This window comes from Bradyrhizobium sp. INPA03-11B, assembly GCF_040446015.1.
In the GTDB taxonomy this organism is placed as follows: Bacteria; Pseudomonadota; Alphaproteobacteria; order Rhizobiales; family Xanthobacteraceae; genus Bradyrhizobium; species Bradyrhizobium macuxiense_A.
On record NZ_JASGSR010000024.1, the window covers coordinates 13,578 to 35,305 of the forward strand.

General features: G+C 64.4%; 26 protein-coding genes. All 26 read right to left on the reverse strand.

What is annotated here, in order from left to right:
* Window positions 1-104 precede the first annotated feature (104 nt).
* Window positions 105-1,355: a phage tail tube protein gene (locus QMZ05_RS12530; protein ID WP_353701019.1), complete on the reverse strand. Its 1,251-nt coding sequence runs from the start codon at window positions 1,353-1,355 to the stop codon at window positions 105-107.
* Between the two features lie 75 nt (window positions 1,356-1,430).
* Window positions 1,431-1,913: a hypothetical protein gene (locus QMZ05_RS12535; RefSeq protein WP_353701020.1), complete on the reverse strand. Its 483-nt coding sequence runs from the start codon at window positions 1,911-1,913 to the stop codon at window positions 1,431-1,433.
* Window positions 1,914-2,291 (reverse strand): hypothetical protein, encoded by a 378-nt coding sequence (locus QMZ05_RS12540; protein ID WP_353701021.1) that lies wholly within the window; start codon window positions 2,289-2,291, stop codon window positions 1,914-1,916.
* On the reverse strand, window positions 2,291-2,707 hold the full coding sequence (locus QMZ05_RS12545) for a hypothetical protein (RefSeq protein WP_353701022.1): 417 nt from the start codon (window positions 2,705-2,707) through the stop codon (window positions 2,291-2,293). The genes QMZ05_RS12540 and QMZ05_RS12545 overlap by 1 nt, the downstream gene beginning before the upstream one ends.
* A 9-nt stretch (window positions 2,708-2,716) precedes the next feature.
* The gene (locus QMZ05_RS12550; RefSeq protein WP_353701023.1) at window positions 2,717-3,118 is read right to left on the reverse strand and encodes a hypothetical protein; all 402 of its coding nucleotides are present in this window, start codon (window positions 3,116-3,118) and stop codon (window positions 2,717-2,719) included.
* A gap of 11 nt (window positions 3,119-3,129) precedes the next feature.
* Window positions 3,130-3,828 carry a hypothetical protein gene (locus QMZ05_RS12555; protein WP_353701024.1) on the reverse strand — a complete coding sequence of 233 codons (699 nt, stop codon included), beginning with the start codon at window positions 3,826-3,828 and terminating at the stop codon, window positions 3,130-3,132.
* Window positions 3,825-4,124 carry a hypothetical protein gene (locus tag QMZ05_RS12560; RefSeq protein ID WP_353701025.1) on the reverse strand — a complete coding sequence of 100 codons (300 nt, stop codon included), beginning with the start codon at window positions 4,122-4,124 and terminating at the stop codon, window positions 3,825-3,827. The genes QMZ05_RS12555 and QMZ05_RS12560 overlap by 4 nt, the downstream gene beginning before the upstream one ends.
* Window positions 4,125-4,134: 10 nt before the next feature.
* Window positions 4,135-4,803, reverse strand: a complete 669-nt coding sequence (locus tag QMZ05_RS12565; protein WP_353701026.1) for a hypothetical protein — start codon at window positions 4,801-4,803, stop codon at window positions 4,135-4,137.
* 87 nt (window positions 4,804-4,890) lie between these two features.
* Complete coding sequence (locus tag QMZ05_RS12570) at window positions 4,891-5,055, reverse strand: hypothetical protein (protein WP_353701027.1); 165 nt, start codon at window positions 5,053-5,055, stop codon at window positions 4,891-4,893.
* Window positions 5,052-5,315 (reverse strand): hypothetical protein, encoded by a 264-nt coding sequence (locus QMZ05_RS12575; protein ID WP_353701028.1) that lies wholly within the window; start codon window positions 5,313-5,315, stop codon window positions 5,052-5,054. The genes QMZ05_RS12570 and QMZ05_RS12575 overlap by 4 nt, the downstream gene beginning before the upstream one ends.
* A 60-nt stretch (window positions 5,316-5,375) precedes the next feature.
* Window positions 5,376-5,816: a hypothetical protein gene (locus QMZ05_RS12580; RefSeq protein WP_353701029.1), complete on the reverse strand. Its 441-nt coding sequence runs from the start codon at window positions 5,814-5,816 to the stop codon at window positions 5,376-5,378.
* Window positions 5,817-5,906: 90 nt separating this feature from the next.
* Entirely contained in the window at window positions 5,907-7,304 is a 1,398-nt protein-coding gene (locus QMZ05_RS12585; RefSeq protein ID WP_353701030.1) for a phage major capsid protein, read from the reverse strand.
* A 107-nt stretch (window positions 7,305-7,411) separates the two neighbouring features.
* Window positions 7,412-8,833 carry an HK97 family phage prohead protease gene (locus QMZ05_RS12590; protein WP_353701031.1) on the reverse strand — a complete coding sequence of 474 codons (1,422 nt, stop codon included), beginning with the start codon at window positions 8,831-8,833 and terminating at the stop codon, window positions 7,412-7,414.
* Window positions 8,834-8,841: 8 nt separating this feature from the next.
* A complete protein-coding gene (locus QMZ05_RS12595) occupies window positions 8,842-10,152 on the reverse strand; it encodes a phage portal protein (RefSeq protein ID WP_353701032.1) in 1,311 nt (436 codons plus the stop codon).
* Window positions 10,152-11,864 carry a terminase large subunit gene (locus tag QMZ05_RS12600; protein ID WP_353701033.1) on the reverse strand — a complete coding sequence of 571 codons (1,713 nt, stop codon included), beginning with the start codon at window positions 11,862-11,864 and terminating at the stop codon, window positions 10,152-10,154. The genes QMZ05_RS12595 and QMZ05_RS12600 overlap by 1 nt, the downstream gene beginning before the upstream one ends.
* On the reverse strand, window positions 11,851-12,333 hold the full coding sequence (locus tag QMZ05_RS12605) for a hypothetical protein (protein ID WP_353701034.1): 483 nt from the start codon (window positions 12,331-12,333) through the stop codon (window positions 11,851-11,853). Before QMZ05_RS12605 ends, QMZ05_RS12600 begins: the two co-directional genes overlap by 14 nt.
* A gap of 69 nt (window positions 12,334-12,402) precedes the next feature.
* The gene (locus QMZ05_RS12610) at window positions 12,403-12,723 is read right to left on the reverse strand and encodes an HNH endonuclease (protein WP_353701035.1); all 321 of its coding nucleotides are present in this window, start codon (window positions 12,721-12,723) and stop codon (window positions 12,403-12,405) included.
* Window positions 12,724-13,092: 369 nt separating this feature from the next.
* Window positions 13,093-13,608, reverse strand: coding sequence for a transcription termination/antitermination NusG family protein (locus QMZ05_RS12615; RefSeq protein WP_353701036.1), 516 nt, complete (start codon window positions 13,606-13,608; stop codon window positions 13,093-13,095).
* Between the two features lie 443 nt (window positions 13,609-14,051).
* Entirely contained in the window at window positions 14,052-16,229 is a 2,178-nt protein-coding gene (locus tag QMZ05_RS12620; RefSeq protein WP_353701037.1) for a phage/plasmid primase, P4 family, read from the reverse strand.
* A gap of 391 nt (window positions 16,230-16,620) precedes the next feature.
* A complete protein-coding gene (locus tag QMZ05_RS12625; protein ID WP_353701038.1) occupies window positions 16,621-17,793 on the reverse strand; it encodes a CHC2 zinc finger domain-containing protein in 1,173 nt (390 codons plus the stop codon).
* Window positions 17,790-18,089: a hypothetical protein gene (locus tag QMZ05_RS12630; RefSeq protein WP_353701039.1), complete on the reverse strand. Its 300-nt coding sequence runs from the start codon at window positions 18,087-18,089 to the stop codon at window positions 17,790-17,792. Before QMZ05_RS12630 ends, QMZ05_RS12625 begins: the two co-directional genes overlap by 4 nt.
* Window positions 18,086-18,718: a hypothetical protein gene (locus tag QMZ05_RS12635; protein WP_353701040.1), complete on the reverse strand. Its 633-nt coding sequence runs from the start codon at window positions 18,716-18,718 to the stop codon at window positions 18,086-18,088. Before QMZ05_RS12635 ends, QMZ05_RS12630 begins: the two co-directional genes overlap by 4 nt.
* Window positions 18,715-18,993, reverse strand: coding sequence for a hypothetical protein (locus QMZ05_RS12640; protein WP_353701041.1), 279 nt, complete (start codon window positions 18,991-18,993; stop codon window positions 18,715-18,717). Before QMZ05_RS12640 ends, QMZ05_RS12635 begins: the two co-directional genes overlap by 4 nt.
* 4 nt (window positions 18,994-18,997) lie before the next feature.
* Window positions 18,998-20,851 (reverse strand): hypothetical protein, encoded by a 1,854-nt coding sequence (locus QMZ05_RS12645; protein ID WP_353701042.1) that lies wholly within the window; start codon window positions 20,849-20,851, stop codon window positions 18,998-19,000.
* Window positions 20,852-20,853: 2 nt separating this feature from the next.
* Complete coding sequence (locus QMZ05_RS12650) at window positions 20,854-21,018, reverse strand: hypothetical protein (RefSeq protein ID WP_353701043.1); 165 nt, start codon at window positions 21,016-21,018, stop codon at window positions 20,854-20,856.
* A complete protein-coding gene (locus QMZ05_RS12655; RefSeq protein WP_353701044.1) occupies window positions 21,018-21,728 on the reverse strand; it encodes a hypothetical protein in 711 nt (236 codons plus the stop codon). Before QMZ05_RS12655 ends, QMZ05_RS12650 begins: the two co-directional genes overlap by 1 nt.

A 21,728-nucleotide genomic window follows, 5' to 3' on the forward strand; every position in this document is an offset into this window, starting at 1 on the left:
GGTGACGGGCCACGACTGCCATCGCGGCCCGCCTATGCGCATAGCCCGATCGGAGTGATGTCCGACCACGGCCCGTTTCCCCCTGGCAGCGGGGATCTCGTGTCTTACGCGACCTCGGTGTCGCAGACCCGGATAGTCGTCACCGGCACGCCTGGCGTCGATCCGTTGTAGAGCAGCGCCTGGTACGGGAGGGTGATGATCTGGCCGCCCTCACCCGTGACGCCGACCGGCGCGTCGCCGAACTTCACGCGCGGGATGTAGATCGTGTTTGCCGGCGCGTTGGCAGCATTCGACGCTGTCACATAGGTCAGGATGTCGATCTCGCTCTCGTTCTTGAAGTCGTCGATCAGCGTGCCATCCTGCAGCAGCGCGGTCATCTGCCCGGTCACGTTGGCCTTGCCGAGGAAGACTTCCGGGGCGAAGTTCTGGCCCACCACATCGTCAACGGTCGGGTTCAGGTTCATGTCGATCGTGAGGCCCGTGACAACGCCGACGGTCGAGCCGCCGACGCGCAGCAAGCCGTTGACTGCCGCGAAGATGCCGTTGGTGTTCGACGCGGCCGGGCTGGTGAAGAACGCCGCGCCAGAACCCGTCTCCATGTCGCGACCCATCACGGTGAGGTCGAAGGTCGACATGCCGGACGCAGGCAGCGACCACTTCACGCCGCCGATCCGGCACTCGGTGAACAGATTGTAGTAGGGCGATGCCAGGTTCTGGAAGAAGTGCTCGAAGGCGAACTTGCGGGAGACATGGCCGGTGCTCGGGATCAGCACGTTATGCCCCGGCGCGGCGACGCTGAACGCGGTGTCGCTCGCCTGGTCGGCGGGCGGCGGGAACACGGTGAGCGTCTCGTTCGTGGTGCCACCGAAGCCGAGGATCACGAAGTTGACGTTATTGTTGGCCGGTGTCGTCGTGATACCGGTGTGGCGAATGACGTCGCCGACGGAATAACCCAACGCGACCGGATCGCCGCCGCCGTAGGTGATGGTCGAGGCGGACTTGCTCGCCGTCATGCTGGTGAGGTCCGTGTGCGACTTGCTGGCGCCGGCCGCCCGTGTGCCCCGGCAAACCGCTTCGATGAAATCGAAATAGGTGCCGGGCGACCATTCGCAGTTGAGGCCGCCGGTGACGCTGCGCGCGCCATGGCGGTAGTCGGCAATCTGCCGGCTCGCGAGAATTTCGTTTGACTGGTAGGTCTTCTTCGCCAGCTTCAGCGTCGAGGAAACACGGCGCAGGATCTGGCCGCCGGAGGCGCCTGGATCGACAGACGAGGTTGCCTCGGTGTTCGCGGTGATGGCGCCGGTGGCATAGGCCTTGTAGGCCACGCGGACTTGTACGCCCTCTGAAAGCGGCATGCTGGTCTCTCCATTCAAGGGAATGCAGCGCCATCGCGACGCTTGCGGGTTTACGGCAAAAGCCGATTTTCGGGATCAACCGATCTGGTCGAAGACCAGCGAGGATTCCGTCGACGCGTAGAAGTAGCTGCCGACCGGCGAACTCAGGCCTGCAGGATGCAGCGCAGCACCATCACCACCCGGATAGACCACCGCCTCGAAGCAGGTGATCGTGTCGTCGCGATATGAGCGAAACAGCGCCGCAATCTGCTCGGCGATCATCTCCGCTTCGTCCAGGCCCGTGTTCTTCGGCACCAGCGCATAAGCGACCAGGCGAGCGTGATTGCGATAAAGGTTGTTGCCAGCCCCGCCGCCAAACGCCGCGATCGGCCCGTTCTGCACCAGAAACTCGCAATAGACGAACGGCGCCGGCGTGTCCGGGAGAGCTGCATTGCCGAGCGAATCCGCCGCCTCGTTCGGCCAGCGAACCGGGACAGCATTCGACTTGCTATCGAGGATGCTGGCATTCGCGATCCGAGATCGCACCGCCTGCCGCGCCTGGCTAGCCGTGACGCCCATTTACCCGCTCACTCGCACTTCTATCCGGCACAGCTCGCCGCCGGGATAGAAACCCTGCGCCCATTCCACATCGCGCCAGCGGCCACGAACGAAGACCGAGTCACCCAGCGTCTTGCTCGGTATCCGCACGTCCTGCGCACTCGACGGATCATGCCCCCCGGGCCACTGCGCATTGTTGATCTCGGTCGGCGAGAAGATGCAGAACAGGTCATCCTGCGTCACCGTGCCAACCATCTGCCGCGCCGTCGGTGAATTAACCCGGGCCTGGATGTCGACGATCGAGCTCGCCCGGTTCTGCGTGCCGACCGTGCGCCGCAGGCGGATTGGCTCGCCGGCCTCGGCCAGCGCCTCGTCGAGGGCCTGGATCAGGTCGGACATCAGCCCTGCGAGACGCCGTTGACGGAGAGATGCTCAGGCGCCGCCGCCGGCTGCGCGCCCGGTGCGGCGGACGAGCTCGAGGAAGTTTCCAAAGAAGGGCCACCATTGGAGCCCTCCTGCTCCGCGACGAATGCCTCAATCTCCTCGACCGAGGCGCGAGTCTCGGCGATCTTCTGCTTGGCCCTGGTCATCGCCGCGTTGGCACGCTCGCCGAGCTGCGAGAGTTCGGTGAGCGCGGAGCCTGCCTGCAGATCGAGATCATGCTTCAGCTTGGCGAGCGCTGAGCCAAGGCCCTTGACGTTCGGGGTCATGGAAATCTCCTCAAGAATTGACGGATTGCGTTCGATGGCTACGAGCAGACGTCGCAGCCGCAGCCGCCGGTGTGCGTTCGCGACCAGAACATCCAGCCGATCCATCGCACCACGTCAGCGTACCGCGGCGCGCACCGACAGCGTGGTGTTCTGATACGTGCCGGTCGAGACGATCAAGAGCGCGAGCTGATCGCCGAGGAGGCCATCATTGACGCCCTCGGCGGACAGATCGGCATAGGCGGCTACACCCTTGGCGGCGAGCGCCTGGATGTTGGCGGTCTTGACCGCGCTCGCGGTCGTGAAGTCGAACCGGGCGATATGCCGCCAGGTCACGCCCTCGTCGAAGCTGGTCGCGACTATCGCGGAGCATGTCGCGCCGGCGGTGCCGTACTGGAAGTTCGCCTCCAGCGACACAGCGCTCATGCCATCGAGGCTGAGGATCGGCGTAAGGATCGAAAGCGGTTTCGCCGCGGTGATCTGCAGAGCGCCAAGATTGAAGGTGCCGGCGTTGTCCATGGCGGTCTCCTTTACGGGCCTTCGACCCACGACCACAGTGGGATTGCAACATCCGGAGTGAATGACGCTGCGGGGTTGTTCAGCCGCTCGACTCCAAACCCGACCTGATCGACTGCTCCGATGAAGCTTGCCAGCGTCTCCGAGTACGGAAGGTCGAGAAACAAGACGCCTTCCTGGCTCACCGAAAACACGAGATTCGTGCCGTCGTTGCGGATTCTGAACCAGGCGAAGTAGTCGGAGAACGGGAAACCCATATCGGCAGTTGCCGTCAGCAGCTCCTGCGTCGCCGACTGGCCGGTCGATACGTTGGTAAAATGCGACACTTGAGCGATGGCAACCTGGTTCAAGTTCGCGGGCTGTGATCCCCATGTGAACGCAACTGCCTTGTCTGTACCGCTATTCCTGAGAACGATCGGATAGAACCAAACGCCGCCCTTGGCACAATTCGAGACGCCAGCAACGGCTACGGTAATTGTCCATGGTGTCGACGCCGGCGCCGGCTTCAATAGCGCGGTCAGCGCATAACTACTCTGGGCATCCTCTTTCGCCTGAATGACCAGCGGCAAGCCGTTCGGATTGTCCGTCGCGGTCGCTGTCGAAAGCGCAGTAGGCGTTCGATTGATCCACGTCGAGAACGTACCCAGCGAGGGGCGTTGCCAAGGCAGCGGATTGAGTCCCAAAAATGGAAGTGCAACCAGCTGGTCCGTCATGCCGTCACCCAATTCGTTCCATTGGCGGTGACCCAGGACGTCACGCCATCTGCATTCACATATTGCAGCGAGACGCGCACGCCGTTACCGATCGCAGCATCGATCTCGGCAATGTCCGGATCGGTCTGGCCAGCGATCGTCGCCTGGCCGCCGACATGCGCAAGCGAGTATTTCGCTAGCAGTCCATCCATGTGTTGCCCGATCGGATCGACCATCCGCGGTCCAGATGGAGAGAACGATGCCCGCGCCTCGAGGTCACTGAGCACCGCCCCGAGCGGATCAGTCATCACCGACATCAGCCCATCCTCACGCCACGACCGGAACGCGGTAGTTATCGAGGATGTCCTGGACATCCGGCGGCATGTTTCCGGTCGGTGTGTTTGGAATCCACCACTGCACCTCGCGTACGCCCGGGATCGATTCCTGCCGCTTGTAGGGATCGCGGCCGCGGGCGGCGTAGCGGCCGGTTACCATCCGCACCGCGGCATCCTCGACATCGGGCGGGATGGTGGCAAAGCCGGCGTCGAAGACCACCGCGATCGACCACGGCGCCCACAGGCATGGATAGAGATTGCCATCGAGGCGGATCAGCTGGCCGCGCGTCGCATCAATTCGGAAATCCGTGTCCTGGACGAGTTGCGTGTCGCCGTTCTCGACGACCGAGGCGACTGAGACCAACGGCCAGCGCGACAGCTGCAGCGGCGAGATCCCGCCAGGCACCTGGTACGGATAGGGATCACGCGCCGGCCAGAAATCATCCTCCACGGTCTCAACCGGAAACACCCGGTTGCAGAACTGCGCGATCTCGGCGGAGACGAAGCCGATCGCCTTCTTCAGGAAGGCGTCGGCCTTGTTGTCCTTCAGGTCGAGCGCACCCTTGACCGTGTCGAGGTCGACGAGGTCATAGGACTTCGCCGGCGTGATGACCGTCGAGATCTGCGCAAGCCTGGGACTCGAGCCGCCGGGAGAAAGCATCAGTACAGCGCCACGATGTTGACCGCGGTGGTGCCGGTCGCGAAGACCTGCGTCGCGCGGATCGGAAGCCGCGTTCCGGCTGGTACGCTATTGAAGGTCACAACCGAGCCGTCGACCATTGACGTTGCCGGCGCTTCCAACCCAGAGCGCGCGGGTCGTTTCGATCATTGCGCTGTCGGAGAGCGCGACAGCAGCCGCGCTGATATAGCAATCGCCGAGCGTAGGCGACTGGCCGAGATAGCGATCGGTCATGAGTGCGTCCCCTTGGTGGAATACAGGCCATCGGACGGCGAGGCTTCCGGCGATATCGACTGCGCGAGGTTCTGCGCCCGACGGGGCTGCATCGGCTTGGCTCGCGGCACCCTCGCCTCAGTCGCGTGCGGCGCGCCTGGAAAGGCGTAGCGCTCGGCCTCGCCGGAACGGAGAACTGCCTGTGCTGCCGAATCCGGCAGCAGTGCCGTGTCGCCGGCGCCGTAGGGCGCGACGGCTGTCTTGAAACGAACGCCGATCATGTTCATCCCTCGCAAAAAGCGGGCGGGCGCCCATCGCTGGACGCCCGCGCGGAGCGCGGACTAAGCCGCGGGCAGCTGGCTCTCGCCGGCGAGCACGAGGTCGCCGACCACGAGGGCCGCCGGCGACGTGCCACCGGTCAGGGTGACCGTCGTCACCAGGCGGATGTAGCGTCGCGCCGAACTGAGATCGACCGCCGCCGCATTCTCGGTGTTCTGCGCGGTCAAAGCTGCCGCGGCGATCACCGAGTTGGTCGGCGCCGGCGCATAGTCGGCGAACGTCGAGTTGTCGGCCGAGTCCTGGATCTTGGTCACGACGCTGACGGCGGACGGACCGCCCGACACCGCGCCGACGGCCTGGTGCAGGATCGCGCTCTGCGCGAGGTTGTGGACCACGCGGTCGATGCCGGTGCCATTGATGGTGCCACCGGTCGAGCTCTGCGGCTCCACGCTGGTCGCGACGACCGCAACCGCCGCGATGTTGTGGGTTTCAACGATATTCATGGGTTGCTTGCTCCGAGATTGGGAGGTGATGGGGGAAGAAAGAGCCAACCGGCCCGGGCGTTAGCCGAGCCGGTCAACGTTCAGCGGCCCTTAGCTGATCGCCGGCGCCCAGCGAACGCCCTGGATCACGGCGATCGCCGCCTGGTGGCGGACCTGATGATCGTGCTCCGCGATGGCGCGGATGACGGTCTGATCGGACTGCATCGCGGAGATCACGTTGCTGTTGGCGTCGACGTAGCTGCCCTCGCGGAACACGGCGAGTTCGAGCTGCATCGAGTCGAGGATCATGTCTTCGGTCATCTCCACCAGGAAGACGAACGAGCAGTCCTGATGCGACCCGTCGGTGTTGTAGTAGTTCGCGCCGATCTGGGTGGTCTTCTTGAAGGGATACCCGAGCAGCGTGCCCTTCACCAGCTCGTCGCGGTAGACGTACACGCCGAGCGAGTTCTGCACGTTGAACAGGTAGTTGAAGGAGCGCGGGTTCATGAACCAGACGCGCTTGATGTCCGGCACGTTGGCGGTGTCGAGGCGGTTGACCGCGCCACCGAGCTCGGCCGCGACGGTGGCCAGGGTGTAGGTCCCGTTCGAGGTGATGAAGTTGCCGCCGGTGGAATTCGCCGGATCGGCACCGTTCACCGCGAAGGTCGAGTTGCCGAAGGTCAGCCAGTTGCCGACCGTACCGCCATTCGCCTGCACGTGACCGTTGGCGAACGACAGGAAGCCACGCGGGGTATCCTGCGTGCCGTCGCTGAGGATGAAGTTCAGATCCTCGGTCAACGCCATCACCTTCACCAGGTCGTCGCGGACGAACGCGTCGACGGCCGGATCGGCGTAGCGCATCATGTCGTTGGAGACCGGCACCAGCGCGGTGAGCTTCTTGAAGCTCGCCACGATGTCGCGCAGCGTCTGCTGCGACGCACCGGTCGCCTTGCCTTCCTTGCCATAGCTCGCCGTCGCGGCGGACGCCTGGCCGGGAATGGTCATGGTGCCGCGCGGCATCGGCAGCACGCGCGGTCCGGCGCCACGGACGACCGCTTGGGCGCGCAGCAGCGGGACGACCTCGTTCATCACGTCCGGCGGCACGATGAGGCCGCCGGCGGTGCCGACGTTCGTGACCAGCGCCTTGGTGACCGGATGGTTCTCGCCGTACACGTCCTTCGCCGCGATACGCGCATTGTAGATGTTGCCACCGCCAACGCCGAGCATCTTGGCGATGCCGCCCAGCTGCAGCGACTTTTCCTTGGCATAGCGGTCGGTCTCGACGGTCGCAGGCACGGTCTCCTGGCCGGCGACGGGCTGCGCCGACTTCGCGGCGAGCTCCTGTGCGTCCTTGGCGCGGACGATCTCGCCGTCGATACGGACGACTTCCGCCCGGAGGCGATCGTATTCGGGCTTGTCGGCGTCGACAAAGTCCTTCTTCGAGGCGTGGGCCTGGAAGGCGTCGAATGCCTTGCCACGCTCGGCCTGCAGTTCATGCACTTTCTTCATGATGGTCTCCGATGCGCGACGCTCACGTCGCGACTGTGCGATAGCTTGCTCAAGGCCTTGAAAGATGAGCAGCGCGCCTGTCGCGCGGGTTGGTTCAGCCTTATCGGTTAGCCTTGACCTTTCAGCCGCAGCACCTCGATTTCGCGATCGCGCTCTGACAGCGGCAGCGCCTTGCCCGTGTCGGGATTCTTGTCGGTCTCGTCCTTGCCGTCGCCGGCGCTGGATTCGTCCGTGCCATCGGTCGATTCATCGAGCATGGCCTTGATGGCATCGTGCCCGGCGATGATGCTCTTGCAGGCATCGCGCATGGTCTTCTCGTTGCCGGCGGAGAAGGTGCGGCCGGCCTTGGCGCCGGCAATGGCAAACGCCTTGGCGAGCGGCGACTTCATCGCCTTGATCCTGGTGCGGAGCGATGCCGGCAGGCTCTTGGTCAGATCGTCATCATCGTCGTCGACGACAACAACAACGTCACCCACATCACCGCCAATGAGCTCGGAGACCTCTTCCTGCGTCATCGCGACCAGGACGGCGCCGAGCTGACTCATCGCGGCGCCGAGCATGGCCGGCACCTTGCTGCCGTCGCCCTCGAGCTCGGCCTCCCACGTGGAGCAATCCTCGATCCAGCCGAGTTCGCTCAAGAGATAAGCGAGCTGGGCAACGCCATACATATCCTTGCGCTTGAACGACTTGATCTTGACGATCTTCGCGGCCTTCTCCTCGTTTTTCTTCATCTCTGCCTCATAGTGGTCAAGCACGGCGCGTGCTTTTTCCTTGACGTCATCGGGGATGTCGGTGTCGGGCAGTCGCGAGGCCGCGGCGCGAATGCCGCCCGGCATCGCCGTCAAGCGGCCGTCGATCACCTTCGCGAACGGCAGCTTGTAGGAGCCCTTGAGGTCGGGATTGCCGGAATCGTAGGCGAGGAATCCCTTCCGCGCGAACGTCGTATCGGCATCATCGCCATCGAAGCCGGCCTTGTCGAAGATGCTCGCCTCGGCCGCTGCGCCGTCCCAGTCGTCGCCCTCGCCGATCGGCAGGTTGCGCGACGCGCCGACCTTCCAGGTTGCTTCCGCCTTCCCGAGAGATCGTGCGGTCACAAGCGCCTCCGGTTGGGCCGGGACTGCCACGAGCGACAGCTCGAGCAGCTCCCAGGCCTTGATGTGCATGCCGCCGCCCTTGAGCGGGGCCGTGTCCAGTTCGGAAAAGCCAGGGCTCACCGTGTTGAGGATGCCGGCCTTGGCGAGGCCGCAATATTCGTCGGCCTTGGCCGAGATGCCTTGCGGAGCGAACTCGATCAGCGCTTCGACGCGGTCCGGCTTCACGTCGATCGAGAGCGACTTGCCGATCGGCGTCTTCGGATTGTGGTCGGCGAGAACGACCGGATTCAGGAGATAGTTCGCGACGTCACAGCCCTGCGGCTCCATCACGTCCTTCACACGATCGGGCGTCGGCGTCGAGACGATGACGCGGATCTGGCGGTCAGTCAGCGCGTCGTCCTTGACGACCGCGCCGGCAAAGAATTTGTGCTTCATCTCAATCCTCAGCTGGTCGGGACCGAATCCGCGGGCAGCTCGCCGTCAGCCGGGCGCCCTGCTCCGTCCGGCGCAGTGCCGGTCGCGTCGCTACCGATCGCCGCAAGATTGACGGGCGACCGGAGCTCGTCACCGCCCTGAACCGGCGGAAGGCCTTCGGCGGCACGCACCTCGTTGGGCGCGGCGATGCCCGACAGCACGCCGATGCGGTAGGCGTTGTAACGGGTCGTGATGTCGGCCCGCAGCAGGTTGCTCTCGTCGAACTCGACCTCGAGGCCCTCGCCGTCGAGATCGAAGACCTGCTCGAACTTCTGCTCCCAGCGCTCGAGCGCCGGCATGATGGCGTCGTTGACGTACTCCTGGTCAGCCTGCGGCAGATTGAGACCGCGAAGGCCGTCGGTCTTGGCGAGCTTGTGCGGCGGCACGCGGTAGAAGCGCGCGATCTCCTCGACCTGAAACTGGCGCTGCTGCAGGAATTCCAGGTCAACAGACGTCAGCGATAGCGGAGCCCATTTCAACCCCTCTTCCAGGACGGCGGTCGCACCGACATTCTGGATGCCGCCGAACAACGAATTCCAGGACGTCTTGAGCCGGTTCGCCGCGGCGTCGGTCAGGCTCTTGTCAGTCTGCAGCACGCCGGCCGGACGCGCCCCATTCTGCATCCAGCGCGCCGCCTGCTGCTCCAGGCCCATCGCGACGCCGATTGCATCCCGCGCTAGCCCAATACGCGATGCACCGACAAGGGTATTGAACGACATGCCGCGAAGATGAAAAATATCCTCCTGCGGGATGGCGGTCGGAAATCCCCGCAGCATCGCGAGCTGCCACAAGCCGAGCCGGTTCACGTTATAGAAGATCTGCCCGTCAACCGCCTCGAGCACCATCGCGGCATCGGGGTTGATCGGAATCAGCTCGGTCGGGCGTCCGCGGCTATCGCGCAAGATCGCGGCATACGCGTTGCCGCGCAGCAGCAGTGCAGCCTCCATCATCTCGCCGAACTCGAACCAGGTCTGCTGCCGGTTCGGGCGCCGCAGCAGGCGTGCGACCGGATGATCCTTCGGCCTTACGCGCTCGCGATTGCCCTTGTCGTCGAGGATCCGCCATAGCGACGGCGTGCACCGGGCCGTATCCTCGGAACGGATGGTGACGCAGGCGTGCAAGACCGAGACCTGCATCGCCGTCGCCTGGCTGATCAGAACGCCGGCGGCCGACGGTGTGGACCCAAGTAGCGCCGGCAGCAAGCTCGCCGCGGGCACGCCCGTCGCTGCCTTCGCTGATGGCGCCGAGAAGGCACGAAGCATGGCGTCGAACAGACCCATCAGACCCTCAGCACCATCAGGTCGCGTTCTTCATAGACTGAACGCTTGTTGGCGGGCTCCGGGTTGCGCACCATTGCCGCGACCGAGTTCATCAGCGCCGCCCACGGGTCGATCTTGGCGTCGCCGGCGTTCTGCTTGGTGGCGCGGATCGCTGTCGCGGTCGGCTCGATCTTCACGTTGCCGACGCACCAGTCCATCAGCGAGGACTTCGCATGCTTGAGCGATCCGTTCTCGAGCTTGCGCTCGCTCGTCTTGATCGCGTTCATCATGCCGAAGCCTTGCGGCGCGCCGACGAGCAGACCGTTCTCGACGGTGACGCCGATCGCGGCCAGCGCTTCGACCAGCTCGCCGAGGCCGGCGGGGTCGACGGAGACGCAGCCGAGCAAGCCGAGATCGTGGATCATTCCGATCAGCTCGACGATGGCGACGATATCCTCGCCGGCGTGCTCGTTGATCGTCAGCTCCTTGGCCTGTTCGAAGTCGAGCAGCCGCGAGGCGATCGACTGGCGCCGATCGAGCACGCCGCGATGGCACCACGCATGCGACCATGACAGCCAGGTACGCGTGACGCGATGGCGTCCGAGCACGCTGGCACCGTAGAGATCATCCAGGCCGCCGCCGTCGAGCCCGACCACGATGACGTCGCAGATCTCGAGAAGCGCCTCGAGCGTAATCGTCTCGTCTTCCCCGGCGGCCCAGAACTCGGCGCCGGCCCATGCGTCGTTCTTCTGCCCGACGCCGATCTCGATGTTGAGATGCTGCGAAACCCAGATGCGCTCGGCCTCCGGGTTGACGCTGCCGTTGTTTTCGTAGTCCTCGAGCAACCGCGCCTGGTCGATCGAGCGGCCGATGTTCGGCAGGATCGCCGCCCAGTGGTCGGGATCGCGCCAGTAGGTCGGATCACGCTGCAGCGCTTCCGGGAACTCGTAGAGCACCGGAAGCAGGATCGGGTTCGAGCCGCCCTTGCCGTCACGGATGGCGCGCGCCTTCTTCAGCTCAGTCTTCCAGATGCCGGCCGGCTCCTCGTCCGACTGCGTCGTGATCATCAGCACCTGGCCGCCCTGCGTCGTGATGCTGCCGCCGCGGATCTGCTGCATGACGGCCTGCGCCTTCGATCGCTTGCCGAGCTCGTGCAGCTCGTCGATGATGGTCAGCACGGGAATTTCGCCGGTCACGATCGTGGTGTCGAAGCTCATGACGTCGAGGGAAGTACCGGTCTTGCGGCGCGTGATGCACTTCAGGTGATCCTGCACCTGGAAGATCGCATCCAGCCGGCTGTCGAGACGGATCATGCCCTGCGCCTGGGCGAAGCATCGCTCGGAGATGTTCTGGCTCGGCGCCACGATCAGCATCTGCCGGTTCGGTGCCTCTTCCATGAACAGCGCGGTCAGGCCGAGCGCTGCCACATAGGTGGTCTTCGAGTTCTTCTTCGGGACCATGCAGAGCAGCTCCCAGACGAGCCGCCGCTTGGTCTGCGGATCTTCGCTCGCCAGGAACGCGGCGAGCAGATCGCGGAACCAGTCGCCGCATGCGTCCGCCAAGGTCGGGTTGCCGGCGATGTCCGGTAGCCGGAGGCGGTTGAAGAACGCCAGCGCCTTCGTCGCCCGCGCCTCGTTCAGCGGCACCGCGGGCATCGGCGTCTGTCCCGCTTGAATCTTCTCCCACCAATCCGGGCAGGCGAAGCGCGGCAGCGGCTGACTAGTGGACAGCATTCTGCGTCGTCGCTTCCTGCTCGAGCTCGGCCATCAGGTCGGCGTCAGCGTCGGCCGCGCGCCGCGCGTCAAGCTGCTTCTTGCCGACGCGCTCGGACCTGGACTCGCCACCCTGCGCCGAGCCCATGGTGCGCTCGATCTCCATGCGGTCGTTGCGATCCTTGAACGCCTGGAACTCGCGGATGGCGGTGACGTTACCGGCCATGACCCCGTCCCAGAGCTTCATGGCGATGTTGGCTTCGAGCCGATCGCGCGCGACGCGGCGATGGGCGAGCTCGGAAAAATAATGCTTCCGCAAAGTCGGCACGGTCACGAACATCGCCGCCGCGATCCGGCCATTACCCCAGCCGAGCGCAACTAACATGCTGACGCGATTCCGATTTTGCTGCGTCGGGATGTGTTCCGGCCGGCCACGCTGCCCCCAATTGGCGGGCACCGGGTCGCCGAACAGGTCAAAAATTTGATCCATCGAAAAAAAACCTGCGAATGGCTGCTGGCGCGGTTGGCGCCCCCCTGCCCGGCAGGGCGGCCAAACCCCCTACCCCTTGGCGAACCGGGCCGCCCGGGCGGCCGCCGTCTTCCGCGTGTGATGCGATCCGCACAGGCATCGACCGTTGGCGGGATCGAACGGCGCACCGCCGTCCTTCAGTTCCTTGATGTGGTCGGCAAACATCCGGTGGTGCGGTGCCGATCGTCCACAACGCTGGCCGTCATCCTTGATCCACTCGCAGCGATAGCCGGCGTTCGCCTTGACTTGTTCGGCCCAGGCAGCGTGCCGTGCCGTCGAGTAATGCGGATCAACTTGCTTCGGCTGGACCTGAACCGTCCGGCCATCGGCCTTCGGCACCAGCGGTGCCATGAGCCTGATCCCTGCCATCGGTTTACTCCAAAGATCGGGCCGCTTGCGCCTGGAGGACCACAAGCGGCCCAAGTCAAGGGAGGAAACGCCTGTCGAAGGCGGCGACGATCGCACCGGTCGACTTCCGCAAAGTGCGCTCGCCTAACCTATGCAAACGAAAACGCCGACCGCATTGCTGCGATCGGCGCGCTGGCTGGACGAGGCGAGCGCCGGCAGGCGCCGGGCTGCTTTGGACACATTGCTGGATTGCTGAAGCGCGGTTTTTGCTTCGGTCCACCACCGTCTCGGAGCACCATGCCCTTGCGGAGAGCTCAGACGAGAACGAGGCTGTAGGTAGGAAATGCTCATCGCCGATTCCATCCGCAAACGTCAAGCCACAGCTTCCGCTTTCCCACGGCGCTTCGCAGCGGCGGCGCGACTATGCTTCTTGCGACGCGACGCACCGACACGCTTGCGATGCACCTTCCGCAGGATGTCCTGTTTCACCACCAAGCGCGCGTTGGCATCAAGCTGTTGGCAACTTTCCTTATATCGCAGCTTGTCGATCTCGACGTCGTCGATCCAGCCCAGCACGGAAGTCACACCGCTGGTCGACACCAGGCGCTGCAGGTTCGCATCTGTCTCCCAGAAGAACACGAACGCATAGCCAGCGACGATCGGCACCGGTCGCTCGCGCTTACGACCACGACTGATGACGGTTTCGATCACCACCGGGACATAGATGCCGAACCGGCGCCTGGATAACTCTCGCTCGGCTTTGCGCGTCGAGACCGCGATCACGTACCATTTCGCTCCGCAATCAGTCACTTCCAACGAGTGCGGATGCACAGGCGTTGCCAGTTCCGCCATCACTTCCGGCGAGAACGCATCCTGCAGCGGTTTCATTCATTCGCTCCAACATAATCATCCTCTCGATTTGCTGGACTTCCCCGGATTGCGAGGCCGAGGCCGAAGAGCGGTTAGCGATGCCGCTCCGATCGAACATTTCTAAAAAGCTGTAACAAGTCGGTACATCTTCTCATTCCGGTCCTATTTTTGACCGGGAGGATGAATGGGAGCTTTTCAAACTGCTCTTTTCATCTTCCCGGATTGATCAAGCCATTGATGGTCAATGGCTTCTCTATTCACTTTGGGAGGATGGGAGGATTGGGAGCTTTGCTGCGCATACATAAAGCCTTTCAATCGTGTCCCTTGTCCGTGTCGCGCGCGCACGCCCGCGCATGTGTATGCGTGGAAGAAGCTCCCGATTTACCCGCAACCTCCCATCGTCAATAAATCCAACATGTTAAAGCCGAATCGAATCTTCCCGTTTCGGGAGGATGGGAGGATCAGATCTCCACATCGCCCGCATTTCTGTCGTCCTCGTCGCTGTTCGACACCCGAATTGGGTTGCCGTTTGCATCGACGAAGTCGTTCACCGACTTGATCAGCTTGATGTCGAGCCACCACACGACGTCGCTTTGCTTGCGCTCGTAGCCGCGCTCATCCATCGCCATCGAGAAGCCCTTGTTCTTCCACGGCGTCTCACCCGACGATTTGCACCACGCCTCGTAGACCTGATGCAGCACCGACGATTGCACGCGATGACCAGGCTCCTTGACAGTGCAGGTCTCGAGGAAGCGACCGAGCGCATCGGCGGAAGCGAAGTACTTCGCCGTGGCGTCGGTGACCTCTTGCGGCTCGGTCAGGCCGTTATCGAGCCAGTCCCGCAGGCCATCGAGCATCCAGTTGAGAATGCCGCTGGCCTCGGCCTTGAGCTTGTCGACCAGCTTGGTGTCGCGCTCTTCCTTGGGGATGGTGACATTGAACGGAACGAGCAGCAGTCGGCTCTTGATGCCCTCGTCAGTGCCCGATAGCACAGGCTTGTAGTTGCCCTGGATCGTCAGCTTGAATTCGGGCACGAAGGTGAACATGTCGCCCTGCAGATGCCGGGCATCCATTGGCTCGCCGCCGGTGACCAGCTTGATCAAAGCCTCCGCAAGCCTGGCGTTCTTCTCAGGTTCCGACGTCCTCAGCAATCGCACGCCGGGCAATTTCGCGAGGTCAGGCGTTGCCTGGCCGCCGTTACGCGTCTTGCCGGCATCGAGGAACGTTTCGATCGGAACGCTTTGCGCGTAGTCGCCAGCGACGTGCGAGACGGCATTGACAAGCACGGATTTGCCGTTGCGACCCTTGCCATACAGAAAGGCAAGCTTGTGTGCCGAGGTGTCGCCGGTGAGCGACAGCCCGAACCATTGCTGTAGGAACAACCGCATTTCAGCGCTGGGCTGCACGCGCAGCAGGAATTTCTCGAATTCGGGCGCTGTCGCGCTCGGGTCGTAGTCGACCGGCGCCAGCTTGGTGATCATGTCATCCGGATCATGCGGCCCGAACTGCACGTAGTCGCCTTCGTCACGCTTGCGGACCGTCAAGGTGCCGTTGTTGACATTGATCTTCATCTTGTCGGCGTCGAGCCGGCCGATCCCGACCGAGAGATATGGTGCTCCGCGCTTCGACAATGCGCCGAGTTTTTGCGCCGACTCTGACGTTCGACCCCACCGGGCGATCTTGTCGGAATAATAGATCGGAACGTCGTTTTTGGTCTCGACCACGAAGTCACGCGCGCCACGCTCTGCGTCCCTGGCGTCGCGATCGCCGCTATCGGCGACACAGTCGGCTTCTTCCTGGATGGCGCGCACCGTGTCATGCTCGGCGATCATCACCCGCTCGGCACCGCTCTCGCTAGACCAGCGTCTCTTATCCCAGGCGAGCCAGCCGCGCTGGCGGCCGGGCGACGTCGTGGCGAGCGCCGTGTTGAACAGCAGCCGGCCGCGCTGGCGCTCCCGAAACCGCTCGGCGTTGCCGAGATCCGTCAGGGGAAAGAACGCCAGCCGCATGTGGAGTGCATCGGCGTCCTCGGGTGGCTCGCCGTCGCCTCCCCCGCTCCCCTGCGACGCATCGGCTTCCGACCAATCTCCCATTTGGGAGGTTGCGTCTTCGTTGCCCTCATCGGGGGGCGCGGGGGCGACGGACGGCGGCGAAGCGGCCGAGGAAGGCGCCGTCCCGGGCGGAGACGTCACATCGTCGCGCGCCACAGGAGCGCGCCCGTCATCATGAGGTGCTCCAAGCGCCGCTGAAGCGGCGCGTCGCACCTCGATCGGTGCGACTGCCCGTGCGGCGCCGAGATCCCGCGGCCGTCTCTTGCCAGCCTTCAGGCCGGCAGCGATCGCCGCCTTGACCGACTTTATGCCATGCTCGCCGATCATGCCGGCGCCGGCGGCCGCCTGCTCGAGCGAGGCCTTTGCAAACGTCTCGACGATTGCGTCGGCCGCGACCAGCTGGCCGAGCTGCTCGGCGATCACGCGGAGCGAGTCCATGCGCGTCTCGGCCGCGGCGCCGATCAGATCACCGAGCAGCCGGCCGAGCTCGGCCGAGCCGATCTGGCGGCGCTCTTCCAGCGTCAGAGGTTTCGGCGCGGCGAAGACTGGAGCGAAGTCGACGAGCTCGAGGATGGCGGTGCCGGTCATGCAGCTGTCCCCGGTGCGCGCTTGCGCGCTGGAACGCATTGCCAGCCGGGCTCAACCAGACCGCCAAACACGGGCTCCATGTCAAAGTCGTCGCGGTTCGCGATGGCGGCACAGCCAGCATCAGTTAGTCTGATCGGGCGCGCATACCGCTTTTCGCTCCAACGGCCGACAATGAACCAGCTGCGGTGCCGCGTCATCCAGTCCTGCAGTTCCATTCCGGTTATGAGACCGTCGCGCCACTCGTCGGGAGCTTCAGGTCGGCCGCCTTTATTCCAAACGCAGAACCACAATGGATTGTGCTCGGCGCAGCGCTCCATGAAGCGCCACTGACGATCACGGATCCATCGAGCGCGCCGGCGCGAACCACTGTCTCGGAGAATCCTTGGCGACGTCACGCGGCCCTCAGCAAATCATTGAAATCCAGCCCGGACGGCGCGAACGCGATCCGGATCGATCGCCCTTCCCGGCTATATCGCCGCGCGGCGCGCTCCATGGCGCATTCGGTCAGGAATCCTTCGCTGTCGCCGTCGCCGAGCAGGATCAGCTCCTCGACGCTGTCAGGGATCTTGAGCCCGGGATCATCGGGATCCGGGAATCTGTCCGGCACGCGAACCGACTGGCCGTTCGGCCGCTTCAAGCTCGGGTGTGCGATCGTCTTGTTGGCGCGGCCGGCGAGGTTGCCGAGGTCGCCGGCGGCCCAGAAGGCCATGTCGGAGATCTCGCGGCCGGCCTGGTGCATCGCGGTCCAGACCGACAGCACCGTCTCAATCCCCTCGCCGATCACCAGGCGCCGCGGCTGCTCGAGCAGCACGATCGCGATATAGGCGCCGGCCTTCGAGCCGCGCATTTTCTTGGCGTTAAGGACCTCGCCGGTGTCGGGATCTGATATCTCGGCCTTGGCCACTACGTCACCTGATGACGTAAGCCAGGTCATGTGCAGCCCGCCGAACTTGCCGTCCGGCCTGATGAAGGCGCCGACCATCGCGGGGCCGGTATGGATCTTGCGCGGCCCGGCCTTTCGGCCGTGCTCGTCGAGCTCCTCGCCATGGAAATACGGCGCCGATGGCAAAAATTTCAGGCCCGGGCAATGCTCGGGCATCGCCAGGCCTCGGCCCTCGAGATAGGATGCAGCAACGGTGCCGTGGATCGGCGCCGCGCCCTTCCACGTCCGGTACAGTCGCTTGCGTTCGGCCTCGCGCCAGTTCGCGGACTCTTTCTCCCGCGCCAGGCGCTTGCGCTCGCGCTCCTCGAAGATCTCGCGCTGACGCGCGGCGTCGATCTCCATTCGGCCGCCGAGCCGCTCGATCGCGGCGCGGAAGTCGATGTTCTCGACCTTTTCGACCAGGCGGATCACGTCCCCGCCATCCGGGCACACGGCGCAGACCCAGCTCTGGTCCTTCTCGATCACCTCGAACCGACTGGAATTGACGCGGCCGCCGCAGATCGGGCATGCGCCGAGCAGCTTGCCGGCAGCGCGGCGCAGCTTGGTGTAGCCGGCCGCAACATCCGCGATCGGGTTGCGCTGCTTGATGTCCTCGAGCTCGTCGGTGGTCAGGCGGCTCATTCGTCGGCCTCGATTTCCATGTCGGGCGCATCCTGCGGCGCCGGCGCCGCGGCTTTCGCGGCCGCCATGTCCTGCTTGCGCTTCTCCAGCCGATCGAGGATCACCTGGTCGCTCTGGATCAGGTCGATCAGGCGGACGATGCCGGCGAAGTCGTCGCGGCGGGCGACCTGCTCGGGCATTGCCTCGGCAATGCGACCTTCCCTGACCCAGTAGTCCTGGACGATCTCGATCCGGGAGACCTCGAGCTCGGCGGTGTGCTGCATGCGGGCGAGCGTGGTTTTGCCGGGGGGATTCACTGGCGCGCGCCCAATAGCTTGACCGCGGAGTCGATCGCATCGGCGAGTTGCTCAGCCTCGGCCTCGGCGATCGCGATACCACTCTCCGGATCGATCAGCTGGACGGCATAGAGCGGTTCTTTCGGGCGGATGCGACCCTTGCCCATCATCCAATAGAGGTTAGACGGGACCGACGCGATCGCGCGCGACAATGCATCCTGCTGCGCAAGTTTTTCCTCGGCCGCCAACGCGCGGCCCTCCATCGCGTCGAACATCAGCATGGCTTGATTGACGGACTTGGCGCCGTTGAAGTGGCGCTTGAGATCATCTTCCCAATGACCGAGCAGATAGGCCTTGTCCTGCAGCGCCGCGCTCCGCTCGCGCTCACCATCAAGCTCGATGTAAAACTGAACCTGGTCGGCGCGCCGCTCTTTCTCGTCTTTCGTCAGCGGATCGATACAGCCAGCTGTCCACTCCTCATCCAGGCCGAAATGAATTCGGGCTTCGGCCTCGTCCTTGAACACCTCGTTGCAGAAGAAGCAGCGCCACTGATAGCAGGCGCAGCCCGGCGCAGCACGATGACCCGACGGACAGTCCGGGCGCCCTTCACAATCGGCGGTACAATCGCAACCATGCTCCGGTGATGTCACGTCGCGCCTCCCGCCGGCACCACGCCGGCCGCATTCATCCAGTCGTTGATCTTAATCGCGGCGAGCCGCCGCGCCTCGGTGACGTCGATGGCCGGGCGCCAGGCGGTCGCGCTGGCGTCGGGCAGGCTAAGGCGGAAGCAAGCCTGATAGCGGCCGCCGTCGGTCGGCATGATCTCGCCGACTTGGACGCGGCCGAGCATGACGGCCTCGCGGCCGAGGGTGAGCGGCTCGAAGGCCACCACGCCGTCATGCAGGTCTGTCCCCGCCCCCGCCATCGGTTCAGCGCTTCCTCTTGGCGGTTTTCTTGGCGGCCTTCACGACGCGCTTCTGTGCGTTGGCCGCGCGCTTGGTCTCCCGCTCGGCCTTCGCCTTGCGCACAGCCTCGGCGGTCGTCTTCGGCTTCGCCTGCGCAGCTGCCGCGGCCTTGGCCTTCGCCGCGGGCCCAACATAGTGCGGTGTGCGCAGCTCCTTCGGCAGCCAGCCGCTCTTGCCGACATTGGCGATCGCGAACTTCGCCAGATCCGCCTTGCTGCCGGCCGCGGCCTTGCGGGCCTCGTCCGGGTTGATGGTCTCGGAGATCGCCTTCACGACAAGCGGCTTCGGCGCGTTGCTGAAATAATCCGTGGCGTCGAAGTGTTTGGCGATAGCCTTGTTGAACAGCTCCGCCGGCAGCGCGTCGCGCATCGCCGGCAGCTTGTCCTTCACGCCGTGGCTATAGATGTGGACCGATGTGCCGTTGACGTTGATCTGGCTGCAGACCAGGCGGGCCAGCACCTGCGCCAGCGGCGATTTGAGGAGATCGGTGTCGATCGCCGCCAGCACCGCGTCCTTGGTCGCGCTGATCAGCGAAACCTCGAGTCGCTCTCGCAGCGCGTTCGAGATGTCCTTCGACTCGTCCTTCGGTTTGGCCGGGCTGGACGGTGCGTCGTCCTCGTTGTCATCGGATGGTGCCGCTGCTGCAGCAGCCGCCCTGGTGGCCCGCGACACGGCGGCTTTTTCCTCCTGCTTCACCCAACCAAAAGAGATTTCAAGCAGGCCGTCCTCGTCGATCGCGACCGAGCAGCCACACTTGGCCTTCATCTCTGATGTGAACGGCCGCTGCTCGAGGTCCTGCAGGATCTGCCGCTTGCGGAGATACGCCGCGCGTTGCTTGCCGGTCATGGCACCGAACGGGACCTGCTCGCCGAAGTCGTCTTCGGGGATCATCGCCTCGATCTGCGTCAGCTCGAGCCGCTCCTGCGGGCTCGGCTGAGCGGTCGCGACACCATTGATCGTCGAATAGCCGCGCGCGCTGGAGATCACGTCCCTCGGCAGCGCGAAGCTCCAGCCAGCCTCGACCAGAACGATACATTCGCGCTCGAGCTTCTCGTCAGCCAGGCGCTTCGCCAGTTTCGCGTTTGACACCTTGTGGTCGGCGCCGAACAGGTCGAGCGTCACCTTGCCGCCAGCCTTGGTGTAAGCCTCGACGCCAACGAACTCGACCAGCCGACCGGCCTGGTCGATCTTCAGCTCGCGCTTGATGTGCCATGCCTTGAGCTGCTCGTAATCGCCGTCGGGATTGAGCTTCTTCAGCAGCCGGTCCTGGTCTGCGTGGTCGCCGGCCAGCGGCAGCGCGTGCACCACATCGGTCTTGATCCGGCCGTTTCGCCAGAGGTCACGGACCAGCGGTGATAAGCTGCCGCCGAGCGCGAGCGCCTGCTGCACCTCGCGCGCCGTCATGCTGTACTGCCGGCCGATCTCCTCCTCGGTCTTGCCGTGCTGGTCGCGGAGCTTGGCGAAGGCCTCGAATTCGTCGACCGGGTGGAACTTGTTCGGAGTCACAGCGACCGCGAGCGAATCCTCGAAGGCCCGCTCCGCCGTCGTCAGCTTACAGTCGATCAGCTGCTCGGAACTGTCGCCGAGGATCATGCGCAGCGCGAGGAGCGAGCGATTGCCATTGGCGACGAAGTAGACATCGGGGACGCCGTCGTCATAGACCAGCAAATCGTCGATCTTGCCGCGGACGTGGATGTGTGCGGCGAGCTCGGCGATGCCATCCTCCCGACCCGTCACGCGCGCATTGCCGGGATGGTTCGGGGCCTCATGTCCAGGGCGCAGGTTCTTCAGCGGCACCTGAATGTGGTTCGATTGCATGGTCAGCCTCGCTGTTGTGGAGTTTGGTCGCGGACAAGCTGCGCTGTCTCGCGGTAGCGCTGCCGAAGCAGCTCGCGGGTGGAATCGGCGCCCGGCTTGGAGAGCGGGATCAGCGCCTCGATGATGACGAGCTGGTTGAGCAGGATCTGGCGGCTGACGTCGTTCATCAGAGCAGCATCCTATTCCGCGTGCGGTCCTCAACAGGCGACGCTTCGGTGTCTACGATCGGCGCATCCGTGCCCTCACAGAATGCGGCACGGGCCCGGAGCGCGCGGCAAACTGCAGCCACGACCTCGCGGCCCTGCAACAGGTCGACCAGAGCTGATACGAGCGTAAGATGCGCCGGTCGCTTACCGACCGCTATGCAATGACGCTCTGCGACGGCGACCAGCTCGGCCACGTGCAACATGTCGAGCATCTCCGCCAGCCAGGGCTTACGCGCTCGGTAGTAGCCGCCATCCATCTCCGTGATCGCGCCAGCGGCCGCGTCGACCGTCCAAATCTCAACTCCGCCGACGCGTCGGATGATTTCCTGCGTTGGAGTGTATTGCTGGCGGAAGCCGACGCCCCCGGACGGGTGCTCCGTCCTGATCGTGGGCAGCTTTTCGTTCCACCGAGGCGCAAGCGCGGCGATGATACGCGAACTGATCGGAATGAAGGCCCGCAGCTGCGCTTCGAGCCGGTCCATGACATCCCGGCTCGACTTGATCTCGACCGAGACGATCTCGCTCTCCGTCACCGCTGCGAGGTCGATTCGGTTGCTCGAATACCGCAGCGGCAATTCGTGGATGATCCGGGCACCCGGATAGCGCTTGCGCAATTCCGGCACGATCAAACCACGCATCGCCAATTCTTCGTCGGAGCGGTTCGTGGTCAT

Bases quoted from the DNA above. Each gene is read 5' to 3' on its own strand.
- QMZ05_RS12530 (WP_353701019.1), bottom strand. From the start codon at position 1,355: ATGCCGCTTTCAGAGGGCGTACAAGTCCGCGTGGCCTACAAGGCCTAT.
- QMZ05_RS12535 (WP_353701020.1), bottom strand. From the start codon at position 1,913: ATGGGCGTCACGGCTAGCCAGGCGCGGCAGGCGGTGCGATCTCGGATC.
- QMZ05_RS12540 (WP_353701021.1), bottom strand. From the start codon at position 2,291: ATGTCCGACCTGATCCAGGCCCTCGACGAGGCGCTGGCCGAGGCCGGC.
- QMZ05_RS12545 (WP_353701022.1), bottom strand. From the start codon at position 2,707: ATGGATCGGCTGGATGTTCTGGTCGCGAACGCACACCGGCGGCTGCGG.
- QMZ05_RS12550 (WP_353701023.1), bottom strand. From the start codon at position 3,118: ATGGACAACGCCGGCACCTTCAATCTTGGCGCTCTGCAGATCACCGCG.
- QMZ05_RS12555 (WP_353701024.1), bottom strand. From the start codon at position 3,828: ATGACGGACCAGCTGGTTGCACTTCCATTTTTGGGACTCAATCCGCTG.
- QMZ05_RS12560 (WP_353701025.1), bottom strand. From the start codon at position 4,124: ATGTCGGTGATGACTGATCCGCTCGGGGCGGTGCTCAGTGACCTCGAG.
- QMZ05_RS12565 (WP_353701026.1), bottom strand. From the start codon at position 4,803: ATGCTTTCTCCCGGCGGCTCGAGTCCCAGGCTTGCGCAGATCTCGACG.
- QMZ05_RS12570 (WP_353701027.1), bottom strand. From the start codon at position 5,055: ATGACCGATCGCTATCTCGGCCAGTCGCCTACGCTCGGCGATTGCTAT.
- QMZ05_RS12575 (WP_353701028.1), bottom strand. From the start codon at position 5,315: ATGATCGGCGTTCGTTTCAAGACAGCCGTCGCGCCCTACGGCGCCGGC.
- QMZ05_RS12580 (WP_353701029.1), bottom strand. From the start codon at position 5,816: ATGAATATCGTTGAAACCCACAACATCGCGGCGGTTGCGGTCGTCGCG.
- QMZ05_RS12585 (WP_353701030.1), bottom strand. From the start codon at position 7,304: ATGAAGAAAGTGCATGAACTGCAGGCCGAGCGTGGCAAGGCATTCGAC.
- QMZ05_RS12590 (WP_353701031.1), bottom strand. From the start codon at position 8,833: ATGAAGCACAAATTCTTTGCCGGCGCGGTCGTCAAGGACGACGCGCTG.
- QMZ05_RS12595 (WP_353701032.1), bottom strand. From the start codon at position 10,152: ATGGGTCTGTTCGACGCCATGCTTCGTGCCTTCTCGGCGCCATCAGCG.
- QMZ05_RS12600 (WP_353701033.1), bottom strand. From the start codon at position 11,864: ATGCTGTCCACTAGTCAGCCGCTGCCGCGCTTCGCCTGCCCGGATTGG.
- QMZ05_RS12605 (WP_353701034.1), bottom strand. From the start codon at position 12,333: ATGGATCAAATTTTTGACCTGTTCGGCGACCCGGTGCCCGCCAATTGG.
- QMZ05_RS12610 (WP_353701035.1), bottom strand. From the start codon at position 12,723: ATGGCACCGCTGGTGCCGAAGGCCGATGGCCGGACGGTTCAGGTCCAG.
- QMZ05_RS12615 (WP_353701036.1), bottom strand. From the start codon at position 13,608: ATGAAACCGCTGCAGGATGCGTTCTCGCCGGAAGTGATGGCGGAACTG.
- QMZ05_RS12620 (WP_353701037.1), bottom strand. From the start codon at position 16,229: ATGACCGGCACCGCCATCCTCGAGCTCGTCGACTTCGCTCCAGTCTTC.
- QMZ05_RS12625 (WP_353701038.1), bottom strand. From the start codon at position 17,793: ATGAGCCGCCTGACCACCGACGAGCTCGAGGACATCAAGCAGCGCAAC.
- QMZ05_RS12640 (WP_353701041.1), bottom strand. From the start codon at position 18,993: ATGGCGGGGGCGGGGACAGACCTGCATGACGGCGTGGTGGCCTTCGAG.
- QMZ05_RS12645 (WP_353701042.1), bottom strand. From the start codon at position 20,851: ATGCAATCGAACCACATTCAGGTGCCGCTGAAGAACCTGCGCCCTGGA.
- QMZ05_RS12650 (WP_353701043.1), bottom strand. From the start codon at position 21,018: ATGAACGACGTCAGCCGCCAGATCCTGCTCAACCAGCTCGTCATCATC.
- QMZ05_RS12655 (WP_353701044.1), bottom strand. From the start codon at position 21,728: ATGACCACGAACCGCTCCGACGAAGAATTGGCGATGCGTGGTTTGATC.